17 protein-coding genes are annotated in these 14771 nt (G+C 47.2%); 11 read left to right on the forward strand and 6 right to left on the reverse strand.

Going from position 1 to position 14771, the window contains the following annotated elements:
• The first annotated feature begins 7 nt into the window (after positions 1-7).
• From pstS to QUB35_RS03730, 5 genes are all read left to right on the forward strand, one after another.
• Positions 8-1195, forward strand: a complete 1188-nt coding sequence (pstS, locus tag QUB35_RS03710; protein ID WP_333139621.1) for a phosphate ABC transporter substrate-binding protein PstS — start codon at positions 8-10, stop codon at positions 1193-1195.
• 244 nt (positions 1196-1439) lie between these two features.
• Complete coding sequence (gene pstC / locus QUB35_RS03715) at positions 1440-2396, forward strand: phosphate ABC transporter permease subunit PstC (protein ID WP_333139487.1); 957 nt, start codon at positions 1440-1442, stop codon at positions 2394-2396.
• 34 nt (positions 2397-2430) lie between these two features.
• Entirely contained in the window at positions 2431-3324 is an 894-nt protein-coding gene (gene pstA, locus QUB35_RS03720; RefSeq protein ID WP_333139489.1) for a phosphate ABC transporter permease PstA, read from the forward strand.
• A 91-nt stretch (positions 3325-3415) separates the two neighbouring features.
• Positions 3416-4216 carry a phosphate ABC transporter ATP-binding protein PstB gene (pstB, locus tag QUB35_RS03725; RefSeq protein WP_333139491.1) on the forward strand — a complete coding sequence of 267 codons (801 nt, stop codon included), beginning with the start codon at positions 3416-3418 and terminating at the stop codon, positions 4214-4216.
• 471 nt (positions 4217-4687) lie between these two features.
• A complete protein-coding gene (locus QUB35_RS03730) occupies positions 4688-5938 on the forward strand; it encodes a transposase (protein WP_333139493.1) in 1251 nt (416 codons plus the stop codon).
• Between the two features lie 29 nt (positions 5939-5967).
• Here QUB35_RS03730 and QUB35_RS03735 read toward each other — a convergent pair whose 3' ends face one another.
• Complete coding sequence (locus QUB35_RS03735) at positions 5968-6138, reverse strand: NblA/ycf18 family protein (RefSeq protein WP_333139495.1); 171 nt, start codon at positions 6136-6138, stop codon at positions 5968-5970.
• Between the two features lie 228 nt (positions 6139-6366).
• Here QUB35_RS03735 and QUB35_RS03740 point away from each other — a divergent pair, with 228 nt between their 5' ends.
• The 4 genes from QUB35_RS03740 (at position 6367) to QUB35_RS03755 (ending at position 9061) form a co-directional block, all read left to right on the forward strand.
• A complete protein-coding gene (locus tag QUB35_RS03740; protein WP_333139497.1) occupies positions 6367-6963 on the forward strand; it encodes a phycobiliprotein lyase in 597 nt (198 codons plus the stop codon).
• A gap of 272 nt (positions 6964-7235) precedes the next feature.
• Complete coding sequence (locus tag QUB35_RS03745; RefSeq protein WP_333139500.1) at positions 7236-7994, forward strand: phycobilisome rod-core linker polypeptide; 759 nt, start codon at positions 7236-7238, stop codon at positions 7992-7994.
• Positions 7995-8374: 380 nt separating this feature from the next.
• A complete protein-coding gene (locus tag QUB35_RS03750; protein WP_333139502.1) occupies positions 8375-8692 on the forward strand; it encodes an NERD domain-containing protein in 318 nt (105 codons plus the stop codon).
• A 129-nt stretch (positions 8693-8821) separates the two neighbouring features.
• Positions 8822-9061 (forward strand): hypothetical protein, encoded by a 240-nt coding sequence (locus QUB35_RS03755; protein ID WP_333139504.1) that lies wholly within the window; start codon positions 8822-8824, stop codon positions 9059-9061.
• Here QUB35_RS03755 and QUB35_RS03760 read toward each other — a convergent pair.
• Positions 9056-9490: a transposase gene (locus QUB35_RS03760; RefSeq protein WP_333139506.1), complete on the reverse strand. Its 435-nt coding sequence runs from the start codon at positions 9488-9490 to the stop codon at positions 9056-9058. The genes QUB35_RS03755 and QUB35_RS03760 overlap by 6 nt on opposite strands.
• Complete coding sequence (locus QUB35_RS03765; RefSeq protein ID WP_333139508.1) at positions 9465-10274, reverse strand: transposase; 810 nt, start codon at positions 10272-10274, stop codon at positions 9465-9467. The genes QUB35_RS03760 and QUB35_RS03765 overlap by 26 nt, the downstream gene beginning before the upstream one ends.
• A gap of 592 nt (positions 10275-10866) precedes the next feature.
• On the opposite strand from QUB35_RS03765, the gene QUB35_RS03770 reads away from it, so the two are divergent.
• Positions 10867-11070, forward strand: coding sequence for a hypothetical protein (locus tag QUB35_RS03770; RefSeq protein WP_445252010.1), 204 nt, complete (start codon positions 10867-10869; stop codon positions 11068-11070).
• A gap of 227 nt (positions 11071-11297) precedes the next feature.
• Here QUB35_RS03770 and QUB35_RS03775 read toward each other — a convergent pair whose 3' ends face one another.
• From QUB35_RS03775 to QUB35_RS03785, 3 genes are read right to left on the reverse strand one after another with little or no spacing between them, the layout of a single operon-like run.
• Complete coding sequence (locus QUB35_RS03775; RefSeq protein ID WP_333139509.1) at positions 11298-11699, reverse strand: biopolymer transporter ExbD; 402 nt, start codon at positions 11697-11699, stop codon at positions 11298-11300.
• A complete protein-coding gene (locus QUB35_RS03780) occupies positions 11683-12342 on the reverse strand; it encodes a MotA/TolQ/ExbB proton channel family protein (protein WP_333139512.1) in 660 nt (219 codons plus the stop codon). The genes QUB35_RS03775 and QUB35_RS03780 overlap by 17 nt, the downstream gene beginning before the upstream one ends.
• A gap of 15 nt (positions 12343-12357) precedes the next feature.
• Positions 12358-12531: a hypothetical protein gene (locus QUB35_RS03785; RefSeq protein WP_333139514.1), complete on the reverse strand. Its 174-nt coding sequence runs from the start codon at positions 12529-12531 to the stop codon at positions 12358-12360.
• A 568-nt stretch (positions 12532-13099) separates the two neighbouring features.
• On the opposite strand from QUB35_RS03785, the gene QUB35_RS03790 reads away from it, so the two are divergent.
• The gene (locus QUB35_RS03790) at positions 13100-14728 is read left to right on the forward strand and encodes a TonB family protein (RefSeq protein ID WP_333139516.1); all 1629 of its coding nucleotides are present in this window, start codon (positions 13100-13102) and stop codon (positions 14726-14728) included.
• The last annotated feature ends 43 nt before the right edge of the window (positions 14729-14771 follow it).

A 14771-nucleotide genomic window follows, 5' to 3' on the forward strand; every position in this document is an offset into this window, starting at 1 on the left:
TATACCTATGCTTTTTCGTCTCAACTTGATTAATCCAAAGCGTCTGACTACAGCAATTACCGTAATGGCGATCGCCCTCAGTGTAGCAGCTTGCCGCAGTGACAGCCCAAACACGAGCACCAGCCCCAGCCCCGGCGGCGACACCGCAGCATCCCCCGGCGCATCCCCCGTTGCAGCCACGGGCACAGCGGAAAACACCAAACTCGCCCTAGCCTCAGACGTAGCCATCACCGCAGCCGGCGCCTCATTCCCCGCCCCCCTGTACCAGCGTTGGTTTCAAGACTTCAACAAAATCAACCCCAAAGTACAAATTAACTATCAATCAGTAGGCAGCGGGGCCGGAGTCGAACAATTTACCAAAGGCACAGTAGACTTTGGGGCCAGCGACACCGGCATGAAAGACGACGAAATCGCCAAAGTTCCAGCAGACAAAGGCGTGATACTGCTGCCCATGACAGCCGGCAGCATCGTCCTGGGCTACAACCTGCCAGACTTAACCGAACCACTGAAACTGCCGAGAGACGTTTACACAGATATCTTCGCCGGTAAAATTACCAACTGGAACGATCCCAAAATTGCAGCGGCAAACCCGGGCGCTAAATTGCCAGACCAAGCCATCACCATCGTCCACCGTTCCGACGGTAGCGGTACCACCGCCGTCTTCACCAAACACCTGAGTGCCATCAGCCCCGACTGGAAAAGTGCAGTAGGCGACGGCAAAACAGTACAGTGGCCCGTAGGCGTAGGCGCAAAAGGCAACGAAGGCGTCACAGCCCAACTCCTGCAAACCGTCGGCAGCATCGGCTACGTAGAATACGGCTACGCCAAAAACAACAATCTCAAATTTGCATCTTTGGAAAACAAAGCAGGCACATTTGTAGTACCTAACGACGAGTCAGCTTCTCAAGCTTTAGCGACTGTGCCGCTGCCGGAAAACCTGCGAGCATTTATCGAAGACCCCGAAGGCGCTCAATCCTATCCAATTGTCACCTACACTTGGATGCTAGTCCCCAAAACAGTTACTGACCCCAACAAAGCCAAAACCATCGAGGCAATGGTTGAATACGGCTTGAATGAAGGTCAAAAAGTTAGTTCCGAATTGGGCTACGTTCCTCTGCCCCAAAACGTTAAAGAAAAAGTAGCCGCGGCCGCTGACGGCATCAGCCCAGACTACAAGATTGAGGTTGCCAAATAGTAATTGAAGGAAGAAGGAAGAGGGAAGAAGGAAGAAGGAAGACGGAAGAAGAAAGAGGGAAGAAGGAAGAAAAAAAGAGAGATATTTCTGTAGGGGCGGGTTTTACCAGAAATATTTGTTGAAAAGTCAGGGGATTAATAAACCCGCCCCTCTTTGATTTTATTTATCGTCTTTCTTTCTGCTTCCTTCTAGCTTTTTCCGAAACAGGCTATTTTCCGCTACTATATATTTGGTTTTTTTTTCTATGATTTCAGATAATAACAGCGCTCCATCACAGAGCCGATCGCGCTCTGGGGCAGAAAAATCCTTAGATCAAGGCTTTATCTGGCTGACGCGGATTTTGGGAATAGGAGTTGGTGTAATTTTGCTGGTAATCGCCCTCACCGTTGGTTACAGGGCTTTACCGGCGATTCAAGAGTACGGTTTGGGATTTCTATTTGGCAGTAGCTGGAATCCGGTTAAAGAAGAGTACGGTGCACTGCCGATGATTTACGGGACGATCGTCAGTTCGGCGATCGCGCTCCTAATTGCTGTACCATTAGGAGTAGGGACTGCCATCTTCTTGAGTGAAGATTTTTTGCCGCTGCCAGTCCGCACAGCTTTGGTTTTTTTAGTAGAACTTTTAGCTGCCATTCCCAGCGTAGTCTACGGTTTGTGGGGAATTGCTGTATTGATTCCCCTGATTACCACTCTCGGCAAGTTTCTCAACGGCACTTTCGGATGGCTGCCGATTTTTAGCACCTCGCCAGTTGGGCCGGGAATGTTACCAGCAGGAGTAATTTTGGGAATCATGACTTTGCCCATTATTACTGCTATCTCCCGCGACTCTTTGGCAAGTCTCCCGCCCGATTTGCGACAAGCATCTCTAGGTTTAGGGGCTACTCGGTGGACAACGATTTTTAGGGTACTCGTACCGGCGGCTTTTTCCGGCATTGTCGGCGGAATTATGCTTGGGCTCGGTCGCGCGATGGGAGAAACAATGGCTGCGACTCTGTTAATTGGCAATTCCAATCAGTTAAGTCTTTCTGTGCTAGCTCCGGCAAATACAATTGCTTCTCTGATGGCAAATCAGTTTGCGGAAGCCTCCGGGTTGCAAGTAGCAGCTCTGATGTACACTGGGCTAATTCTGTTTATTATGACACTGATTGTTAATATTTTGGCAGAGTGGATTGTTTCTCAAGTAAGAGCGAAGTACAACTAGAAGTTTGCCGCCATTTCCTACATATTTTTAGTTTATGTCAAATAGCGTCTCCGATGAGAATCCTTTGGTATCGAAAACAGGCAGTTTAAAGAAGGTTAAAAACAGCCCGCAAGCGCTGTTTAGTCTGGGGATGACTGTATTGGCTGGAGCTAGTCTGGCCATCACTCTGCTGCCTTTGTTTGCAGTTCTTTCCTATGTCACCGTACAAGGTTTCAATCGCCTGAATTTAGACTTGTTTACCAAGCTGCCACCGCCGCCCGGACTATCGGGAGGCGGTATTGCTAATGCAATTCTCGGTACATTGATGACGGTGGGAATTGCTTCTTTAATTGCTGTTCCTTTTGGCGTATTGGCCGCCGTTTATTTGTCGGAATTCAGCAGCGGCCAAGTAGCTCGCTGGGTACGCTTTGCTACTAATGTCCTCAGCGGCGTTCCTTCGATTATTGCAGGGGTATTTGCCTACGGTTTGTTCGTGGTAAATATGGGAGGTTTTTCGGCAATTGCAGGGGGCGCGGCGCTGGCCGTGCTGATGTTGCCGACGATTGTGCGGACTACTGACGAAGCTCTACAAATCGTCCCGCAAGATATTAGATGGGCGTCGGTTGGTGTGGGTGCTTCTAATTATCAAACGGTGTTGCAGGTGGTTTTGCCTGCGGCAATTCCGGCTATTTTAACGGGTGTGACGCTGGCAATTGCTCGCGCTGCTGGAGAAACTGCTCCTTTGATTTTCACGGCGCTGAATTCGCCTTTTTGGCCGGCAGGATTTGATAAGCCAACTCCGAGTCTTTCGGTTTTGGTGTACAACTTTGCAACGGTTCCTTTTAAGGCACAGAAAGAATTGGCTTGGGCTGCATCTTTGATTTTGGTGTTTATGGTTTTGCTGACGAGTATTCTTTCTCGCTGGGCTACTCACAAAAAAGTGTATTAAAGGGTGAGTTTTAAAAAGGCATTCATGCACTTATGGTGAAGGCCGAATGTAACCCAGGTTTTGAGTAAAATTTGAGAGGATTGTTACCTGTATGATGATGGATTTAGACAAGCAAACGGAAACAGTTTTGCGGACAGAGAATATCAATATTTTTTACGGCGCTTTTCACGCGGTTAAAAATGTTTCAATGGAAATTCCTAAAAATCGCATTACTGCCTTGATTGGGCCGTCTGGCTGCGGTAAAAGTACAATTCTGCGATGTTTTAACCGCCTCAACGATTTAGTTAACGGTTTTCGTTTAGAGGGTAGAATTGATTACAAGGGTCAAAATCTTTACGATCCTGATATTGATGCTGTGGAGGTGCGCCGCAAGATTGGGATGGTGTTTCAAAAGCCGAATCCTTTCCCGAAGTCGATTTATGACAATATTGCTTACGGTGCGAGGGTGAACAATTATAAGGGGGATATGGATGAGCTGGTGGAAAAATCGCTCAGCCAAGCTTATTTGTGGGATGAGGTGAAGGATAAGTTGAAGCAAAGCGGTTTTTCTCTTTCGGGTGGCCAGCAGCAGCGTTTGTGTATTGCTAGGGCGATCGCGATTAATCCTGATGTAGTGTTAATGGATGAACCTTGCGCTTCTCTTGACCCGATTTCTACGATTAAGATTGAGGAGTTGATGCGGGAACTCAAGGAGAAGTATACGATTGTGATCGTTACTCACAATATGCAGCAGGCTTCTCGGGTTTCTGACCTCACAGCTTTTTTCAATGCTAAACTTTCTGACGATGGGAAGCGGTTTGGCTATCTTGTGGAGTGTGACAAGACTGAGGTAATTTTCCAAACTCCGAAGGAAGAGTCTACTTTAGATTATGTGAGTGGCCGTTTTGGTTGAGTCCCCGACAGGTTGAAACGTGTCGCTACAAAAACTATCGTCCCTCTTTAAGAGACTAAAAACATTTAATTTACTGAGTCTGGTAGCGACAAAAAAAACCTCGTAAAACTTTTCTGAATTTAGAATCCCGCTTTCTTGGAGAAGGCGGGATTCTGGGTTTTATGTTTAATAGCTCGATCGCATTTTTTGCAGATACAAGCCGCTGATTTTTGTGAAGAAATGCTCGAAGAGTTCACCAAAAAACTGGGCGGAGCGTAGCGGAGGGCTGAAGCCCCGTCCTTTCAGGACGGCTTTTCCTTAACCTTGAGGCTCCTGATTGACTATAAATACATCAGTTTTAGTTCTATCTACAGATTTGCAGCGATCTTCAACGAGTGCCAATTTAGATTCCTGCCTCTAAAAAATCTCAACGTTTGTTCACGCTCTTTTCCGGTGTTTTGCTGTATTATATTACAACAAGGAGGACTACTCATGTTTGGCTGTCAACAAAATGTAATTCGGGCTGATTCAGATGTTCAAGCTATTCTTGAATACCTGTGTTCCGAAGCTGCCAAGCTTTCTAATTGCGGAACTTACTATGGCCGCCAGCTATACTTTAAAACTGGTAAAATCCCAAGCCGTGCTCAGTTGCACAAAGTTTTGGGGACTGAAAATCGGAACCGACACTATCAAGCGTTCTACTCTGATACTGCCCAACAAATATTGACGGGCGTAGCAGAGTCTTTTAAGTCATTTATGGGATTACTAAGAGCTTTTAAAAGTGGGGTAATTACGGAACGCCCGAAACTACCAAAATATCGTCAAGGCGGAAGGGCACTTGTGACATTTACAGGTAGGTCGGTAAAACTCAAAGATGGAATGTTGAGATTCCCCCTTGGAAGCAAGGTTAAAGCGTGGTTCGGCTTAGATGCGTTCTTTTTACCGATACCCTCTAATCTTGATTTTAAGTCGATTCGAGAGTATCGCATTCTTCCTCGTAACGGCTGTTTCTACCTAGAATTGGTCTACAAAGTAAACCAAATACAGGCAGATATAGACCCGACTAAGTGCTTAATGATTGACCACGGCGTAGATAACTGGCTAACTTGCGTGAGCAATGTCGGTACAAGTTTTATTGTTGATGGCAGGCATTTAAAATCGCTCAATCAGGGATACAACAAACGGGTGGCATTTCTGATGAAGGGAAAAGCTAATGAATTCTGGTCTAAAAGACTTGCCTGCTTAACAGAGAAACGTAACCGCCAAATGCGAGATGCCGTCAACAAGGCAGCAAGGAAGGTAATAAACCACAGCTTAAAAAATCGGATAGGAACGATTGTATTCGGCTGGAATAAGGGACAAAAAAAATCTGCCAATATGGGAAACACAACTAATCAAAAGTTTGTGCAAATCCCTACGGGCCGATTAAAAGATAGAATTGCTCAACTTTGTGAGCAGTACGGATTGAAATTTGTGGAAACGGAAGAATCTTATTCATCCAAAGCGTCGTTTGTTGATAATGATTCGCTACCTACATTCGGCGAAAAACCCGAAGGGTGGCTTCCAACTGGCAAACGAGTTAAGCGTGGTTTGTACAGAACAGCTCAAGGTTGGTTGATTAATGCAGATTGCAATGGTTGTGGGAACATTGGTAGAAAAGTAGCGATAATGCTTGGACTCGATCTAAGCGGAATCGGTAGGGGTGCTTTGTCAGCGCCTTTAAGACTTAAATTATGGTCTTAAGAATCCCCGCAGCTTCAGCGCGGGGAGTGTCAAATATTCTTCATCCAATGCTTGAACAGGTTTTCTTTAACCATACTTTGCCGCATAACTTCGAGCAAGTATTCCTGAGCTTGGTCTTGGCTTAACCTTTTGACTTCTTCGCGCAGCACTTGAAGTTTGAACTGCTGTTCCATGCTGAGGCTGGTTGTAGGCATATCCATAAATCGCTCCTCCAGTTTGCTGAGATTAATGCGAAATTGATCGCAATGACGTTTCGCAGGATTTGTTGTGTCTCCTACATTGTAAACTATCATAACATTCCCTTGACAATATGTCCAAAGTAGACATTTTGAAACTAATTTGTGTCGCAAAAGTACATCAAAGTGGGGGGAGCCTTATCATAAAAAGGCGTAAAGACAGGGAAGCCTAAGCCAAAGGAGCTAGTTCGTATGGATGCAATGGAGTTTTTTCAAAGCAGTGCTGGGGAGTGGCGTTCTCAGCGCAGCACTCACCACCTCGCTTTCCGCCAAGCGGAGATTGGGGATTCAAATATTCAGGTAACGGCGCTGGGTGCGGATGACGCGCGAGTGGCCGATATTTGCAAGATGCACGAAGTTGATCCGAGCCGGGCTGCTGGGGGGGCTTTTGTGACTTGGCACGGCTCGATGGCGTGGGATAAGGATGATGAGAATCATAAAGGGTCTACGGTGTTCGCGATCGTCCCCGATCCTGAAAATCCCCGGCAGGGTTTGATGTTGCGGGAACGCGGCTATGCGGAAATTGTGCCGGTGGCTGGCCGTTTTGAGATGGATGACGAGGATGGGCTGCTGCTGATTACGGAATACGAGACGATGAGTTCGATCGAGCGTTTCTGGTTTGCTAATCCGAACGTGCGGATGCGGACGAGTACCGTAAAGCGCTTTGGCGGTTTCAGCACATCGACTTTTTGTACCGAAATTCGGGTGCAACCAGACTCGGATGCAACATCAGAAGCGGCAGCAGATCAAGTGGCCGCCAGCGAGTTTTATTCGGCTCTGGGTTGGTAATTTGGCTGTTGGATGTTGACTGTGGACTGTTGACTGCTGACTGCCCACTGCCCACTGCCCACTGCCCACTGCCCACTGCCCACTGCCCACTGCCCACTGCCCACTGACAACTGACAACAGTCAACAAATGTTACAGATTGTTGCAAAAATTCAGGAAAATCAGATTTAGATTGCGGGAATCCCCTAATCTGTATGTTGGTTAGTTGTATCCGTTATGCTGGCAGCTCACGGTGTCAACTATTTCTGAAATTTGAGATAACGGAGATTTTAACGTGGCGCTTCCTTTATTAAGCTACGCCCCCAAGAGCCAAAACCAGCGCGTTGCGGGTTTTGAAGTAGGCGGCGACGAGCAGCCGAGAATTTTCACAACTGAAAATGTGCTCTCGTCTGGAGACATGGAAAATTTGATTTGGGCTGGATATCGCCAGATTTACAGCGAACACCAAATCCTCAAGAGCAACCGCCAAAAGTCTTTGGAGTCGCAACTCAAGTTCGGCCAAATTACTGTGCGGGACTTTATTCGCGGTTTGGCGACTTCTTCTCCTTTCTTGGAGCGGAATTATCAAACTAACAGCAATTACCGGTTTGTGGAAATGTGCGTGCAGCGCATTTTGGGCCGGGATGTGTACAGCGAGCGCGAAAAGATTGCTTGGTCGATCGTGGTAGCCAATAAGGGGCCTCAAGGCTTTATTGACGAGTTGGTCAATAGCGAAGAGTACCTGGAAAAGTTCGGCTATGACACAATACCTTACCAGCAGCGCCGAATTTTGCCTCAGCGAGTTGGAGGGGACACTCCTTTCAACTTGAAGACGCCCCGCTACGGTGAGTACCACCGTTCGCAGCTTGGCTTCCCGCAAATCATCTGGCAAACCAGTGTCCGCCGTTTTGTTCCTCAAGAACAGCAGGCGAAGGCTGGCGATCCGTCCAACTATTTGGGTATGGCGCGCAATATGCCCATTCCTACTACTCCGCCGCAGCGCGTGGCTCTGGCTAATATCAATATCGAGACGATGGTTCCCCGTCGCCGGTAATTGATGCTGCCCTGATGCGATTATTTGTGTCGGGCGATCGACTGAATCGATCGGCTTTTAGGCTGAGAGAGTTTTGAGTCTTGAGTTTTGAGGTTTGAGTTTTTTGATAAACTTGGAATCCAAAACTCGGGACTCATAATTTTTTGTCATTAGTCATTAGTCATTAGTCATTAGTTATTAGTCATTAGTTATTAGTCATTAGTCATTAGTCATTAGGAAGAAAAATAATTCGACCTTTTCTCATTGTTAACTATAAGTGCATAGGTGCATTTATGCAGCCGCAATATAACGAAAATGCTGGAAAATCATTGCGTCGCCATGCTAAAGAGCTTCGTACCAAAGCCTTATACAGGTAAGGTGCCGCAACAGGGTTGGTGTTGTTGCCACTGCTGGTATACGCGGTAGCACCTTTTGCTCCTTTATTTTTATTTTTGGTCGCGGCTATTTTGATAGGGGCATTAATCGCCCTTCCGTTGATTGAGGACGGGAAAACGTTTTGGAAGTCGTCTCAGAGATTTGACCAAGGGGCCTGTGGTGAAGAAAAGATTCAGCAAGTTTTGAAGTCCCTAATCCAATCTGGATGGATAGCTGAGTACAACTTAAGATTGCCGGAAGTAGGCGATATCGATGTGTGGCTGCGATCGCCTAAAGGAGTCAATTTTATCCTTGATGTGAAGGGGAGCATCTCATATTTGTAAAAATACTTCTTCTGGCTCCTTCCTTCTGGCTCCTTCCTTCTGCCTCTTTCCTTCTGCCTCCTGCCTCCTGCCTCCTGCCTCAAAACTCCAATTTCTAGCGGAGGGCTGCAAAGGTGAGATGCTCCCGATGTGAAGTCTCACTCAACCGTAGTTCTGTTGGATGGGGATGTGCTCAAGCGTCAATCTTACGGGAAATTGATAGATTTTAAGAAAGATTTTCTGGCACAGATTGCCAACCAAGCTACGGCCATCAAAAAAGCTAAGAAGTTAACCAAGGTCACTCCAGTAGTTGTATTTAGCGATGCCAAGGTGAGTTTTAGCAACAAAACGAAGATTAGGGGTGCTTACTTGACACTCCCCATCCTATAAGGACGGGGATTCTTGGTTCAATGAGTCGCCATAACCTAGCAGGGTTTCCCCAACTAAACTAGAGGGCATCTCTCCCCAAGCGTTAATTTCGGCGTGCCCCGCCGTATTTTGGGCGCGTTTCAAGATGTTAATTGCTGCGTTGGTGTCTCGATCTGCCGAATACCCGCAATGCGGACAAATGTGCGTTCTAGTTGATAGAGACTTACTGACTTTTTTGCCACAATTCGAGCAATTCTGACTGGTATTGTGGGGCGATACAGCTACGGTTTTTGTTCCGTAGACGCTCCCAAAATAATCCAACCACGTCCGAAACTTAGACCAAGCGGCATCACTAATCGACTTAGACAGTTTTCGGTTCTTTACCATGCCCTGAACATTTAAGTCTTCATAGGCGACCAAATCGTTAGATTGGACGTAACGGAGTGCCACTAAGAGTGACAAACTCTTCTCGCTGCCTACTTACTCTTAGATGTTTCCGAGCATACCGATTTTTGGCCTTCTTGTAGTTATTAGATTGCGGTTTACCCTTTTTGAACTTTTTGGACTTTTTCCGGTTGGCGCGGTTTAATTGCTTTTCTGATTTGCGATAAAATTTAGGATTTTCGACTATCCCTCCCTCACTATCAGCCAAAAAGTATTTAATTCCGACATCAATTCCTACCGCACGATTGGATGACTTGCAATCTTTGAGAGCGCTCCGAGGAGCATCGACACAGAATTGCACGTAATACCCATCACTACGTCGGACAATCCGTACCCTTTTAATTTGCTCTATCTGATAAAAATGCAAGTCTCGACTGCCTTTTAATTTCAGCATCCCGATACCTTTCTTATCAGTAAAGTTAATGCGTTTCCGGTCTGATGAAAGTTTCCAGCCACCAACCTTGTACTCGATCGAGCGACTGTTTTTCTTGAACTGCGGATAGCCCTTTTTACCCGGCTTTTTGTTTTTACAGTTGTCGAAAAACCGATCGATCGCGCGTTGGGCATTTTCAACAGCAGCTTGACAAGCATGACTGTACAAGTCTTTGACAAGGCCAAACTCTGCTCGCAATTGAGTGCAATATTTATACAGTTCTTTTCTGCCGACACCGCGATTGTCCATCCAGTACCGCAGGCATTTATTCCGAATAAATTGCCCCGTGCGAATAGCTTCATCGATCTTGTCGTATTGTTGCTTTTTCCCGTAGGCTTTGAACTCAAAAACTAGCATGGTTCGACCTGGGCAGGCTGCTGTCTTATACTACCATATATTTGACGTTAATTCCAGAATTTATAGAATTAAAGCCGTCCTATAAGGACGGGGCTTGTATCCCATTCTTTTGGTCATGGAACTGGGCAATCTGGTGTCAGGGTTGCAAGAACTCGATCGCACCTAGAGGAGTAGATAAGATTGGGAGAAATGAGATAAACGGCTACATTGATATGTTGGACATCAACCAATTTGCACACAGCAGTACATCCCAGACTTGCACTAGCATCTAACCCACATTCCGCACCCCCAACTCGCACACACGCAGTTGCGGTGCCTCTTGAGAGTCCTTAGCCCAAGATAATAGTCAGTAAAAATACCCTGAATTCTGTGTCAGGAGCACATCAACCAGTTGGAGGACTCTCAAAATTGACCTTACGGGCATGATTCATATCTTTTTAATCTATAAAAACTCAAAAATCTAGTTCTAACTCAATACGCTTGGGCCCGTGGAAAATTGTAACGCAAATGTTGGGCGGAGTGAAACCGAGGGTTCGTTTTTCAACCCAACCTACGCACGATCGGTTTTTTTAGCACTAACCCAAGCGTATTGGTGGAACATCTTCCTCTCTATTCTCCAGAGTTACAACCAGCCGATCGGTTATGGAAATTGGTGGATGAACCGTTGGCTAATACTTGTGTTGAAACTATAGATGAACTCCCAACAATATTAATTGAACGATGTCGGTTTCTCCAGGAGAATATGCAGGTAGAAATTCGGAATCTAACCAACTATCATTGGTTAACCTCTGACTAATTTGTTTCAGACTTTTGAAAGCCGGATTCCGTATAATGTGCCGCCACAGGTTCAACCAGTCATTGAGAATAAAGTGGACAGCCAGTGATTAGGTTTCAACAAGCTTGGTTGACAGCCCCGCAAATTCGCCGCCGGGAGTCACCCAGCCAGCTTTTTGAGTACATTTGCACCGAGGAATTTCACTTTAAAAGTATGAGGGATTACAAATTAGGAATTATATTAGCTCTCTACTTTGCGGTAGCAATCCCTAACTTAGCTCCCTTAATTCGGCGTAATCGATCCATAACTTCCACCACATTTCCGTGATTGACGTTTTTATCCGCATTCAGCACAATTAATGAGTTCGGATTTGACCCCATTACCTGTCGCACTGTACTCTCAATCTGCTCTAAGTTGACTAACTTTTTATCAACCATTAATTTTCCCCGATCATCAATGGTGACGGTAATTTTAGCAGGCGAGTCCTGAACTTGAGAGGTTGAGGCTTTCGGTAAATTTACGGGCAAACCCTCGGATTTGGATAAAGACAGAGAGGAAACAATTAAAAACGTCAATATCGCGAAGACCACATCAATCATTGGCACGATGTTAATCTGGGGAATACTATCAGGTTCATCGGGTAGGCGCATAATTAGATTCTCTTGGTAATTTTTCGTAGCGGTGACGGTACAATAGCTCTAACTGGCCTCCAGCTTCCTGAATAAAAGCAATCTGCTGTAAGTAAAACCCGCGAAACATATTGGCAAATAAGAGCGTAAAGATTGCCACAACTAACCCTATTGCCGTAGAAACGAGGGCTTCGCTAATCCCAGAAGTAACGCCTGTGGCATTGGTGCCCGTGGCATTCCCCAGTTTGAGGGAGGAAAACGTGGTAATTAACCCCAAAACTGTTCCGAGCAACCCAAATAGTGGGGAAAGGCTGATAATGGTGTCAAATATTGTATTGAATCGCTTCAGGATGGGGATTTCTGCCTGAGCGCCACTCTCTAGGGCCAAACGAAATTCTTCGATGTTGGGCGAGTCTAATTCTAAAGCTTCTAAAAAAATCCGGGCTAGGGGCAAATCGCCGTTTACTTGTAACTTTTTGATGGCGGAATCGGGGTTTTGACTGTAAAGCTGTAGCACTTCTCGCACCACTCGCCGCTGCCGCCTATTTACCCTAAACCAAAAGGCAAGACGCTCTACGATCAGCGCGACTGCTGCGATTGACGAGGCAAACAGCGGCCAAGCAACAATGCCTGCGGCGCGAAAAATGTAAATGAAACTATCCATTGCTTTGTACTCTCGCTAGCTCTGTTGAGTGATCGCAAGCTGCCTAATGGTGCAATTAGCCCGTGAGAAGGCTGGTAGAGTTTCTGCGTCAAGTCGGCACAAGTGATTCAGGCTGCGAATTGTTTTACTCAAGCGCGATCGCAAGCGCGATCGCACTACCTGTATGTGACTATCTTCGTCTGTACCCAAAATGCTCCTACTGTGATCCCGACCGAGCTCGCGACAGATTGTTCTGCCAGTGCTTCTTTGCTAAATATTTGCGTTAGGACTTGACAATAACCTTCAATAATTCAAAAGATTCTCAACTAGGTTTCCACAAAATTTAGGGTTTGTCAAGTCATGAGCCACCCTATAAGATAATCATTATTTATTAAATATATCAATTTAATTGGTTTTGCTAATTAATTAAAATTTATGAAAAGCTTGAGAATGTGGAAATTCGTTGGTTGATTACGGGCGAGAGTATTGCCGTTCAGGCATTTTGGCACCTAGCCCTGCCAGAATCAGAACATTGACAGCACCCACGAGAGCGACGTGCACCCAAAGGAAATGCTGATTGATAGCGTCTAGTCGCTATCTTACAGTTTAATAATGAAAATTAATTGCAAGAGTCTTGAACAGGGTGACAGTCTTCTTATAGGATGGGTAAGTTCATCATTGATAGCAAGCTCAACCCGCAGTTGGTAGCTTGTTTCGGGTTATGTCGGGGAGCCAGCGAGGACGTTGCCAACCCATCCATCAAGGAGATTCATAAGGCATGAGTTTTTCAAATGTTTCGGCGACGCAAAGACAACAACAAGAAGAAGCTCTCAAAAAAGTTCTGGCGATCAGTCTGTTAGCCTCAACCTTACTGCACGGTGTCGCACTGCCGTTGAGCCTCAAGTTGGTCAAACCTGCGGAATTTGCAGAGGATGCAATTGAAATTGTTGTGCTTGATGAGCCCAAAGTAGAGGAAACCGAGCCAGAGCCGACTATTCCAGAAAAGGCATCTCCCCCGCCTGAGACGTTTAAACCAGAACCGCCACCAGAGCCAACTCCCGCAGAGGAGCCTCCGGTAGCGGTAACGCCACCGCCGATTCCAGAGGAGCAGCCGGTAGCGGCAACGCCACCACCGATTCCAGAGGAGCCACCCGTAGCGGCAACGCCACCGCCGATTCCAGATGAGCCTCCGGTAGCGGTAACGCCACCGCCGATTCCAAAGGAGCAGCCGGTAGCGGCAACGCCCCCGCCGATTCCAGAGGAGCAGCCGGTAGCGGTAACGCCACCGCCGATTCCAGAGGAGCCACCCGTAGCGGTAACGCCACCACCAGAGATTAAGAAAGAGCTGCCCTTAACGGAAACTTCGCCACCAACTCCCATCGAGCCTTCCCCCCCACCTCAACAGGATTTCAATTCCCCAGAAACTCCTAAAACCCCGATCGCCAAGGAACCGGATACCCCCTCGCCCGATCCTCCAAAAAGCGAACCACCCGTTACCGCCTCCCGCCCCAAGGGTGCTGGAAGTTCCACAGACTTTACAAAAGATGCTGGAAATCCCAACTCCTCCGACAGCCCTGAAAAAAATAACCCGCTCTCGTCATCTGCTTCGGCGGGTAGCGGGGAGCCTTCTGATGAGCCATTAAATCCTTCTTCCGGGCCCCTACAGCGATCGCCCGCGGCTGGCTCACCAGTCACAGCTACTAGGCCAGGAGGCGGTAGTAACTCTGGAAATGCGATCGGGGATCTCACAAACCCTTCCTCCTCTGGTAGCCCCGGAGGAAGTGCGCCGAACTCACCATCCGGTGCCAGGGAAAATGGCAACATACCTTCGTCAGATCCATTTGCGACTGGTTCGGGGCGATCGCCCCGAACACCTGCAGCTGGCTCGCCAGTCACGGCCACCAGGCCAGGAGGCGGTGGCAATTCTGGAAATGGGAGCGGAGGTTTAGGAAACCTCGCCACCTCTGGTAGCCCTGGAGGTGGAGGCCCTGGAGGCGGAAGCCCGGTCGGAAGTGCGTCGAACTCATCACCCGGTGGAGGTGGAAATGGCGGCGGAGGTTCGTCAGGGCCATTTGGCAGCGGTTCCGGGCCAGTGCCAAAACCGACAAATCCGGGAAGAGGGGGGAGTCCTTCGGGCTCTTCCGGCCGGCTTCCCGACACTTGCATTAGCTGCGGTAGACCTGAATATCCGAGCGCAGCCAGAGAAGAAGGGCGGCAAGGCGAAGTGGAAGTCGTGTTTGACATTGACCCCAACGGTAAGCCATTCAACATCAAGATTTCGACTCCTAGCAAATACAACGACTTGAATCGCGCAGTGATTAAAGCAGTAGAAAAATGGAAACTTGCCTCATCAGAGAGTGGCATTAAAGGAGAAAGAGCATCCATTACCTTCCAGCTCGATAAGTAGGGATTTTTTTGAAACTCTAGCAATTTGGCTGGGAATTCTATAG

The sequence above is a fragment of the Microcoleus sp. B13-B6 genome, assembly GCF_036705405.1.
Taxonomy (GTDB): Bacteria; Cyanobacteriota; Cyanobacteriia; order Cyanobacteriales; family Microcoleaceae; genus Microcoleus.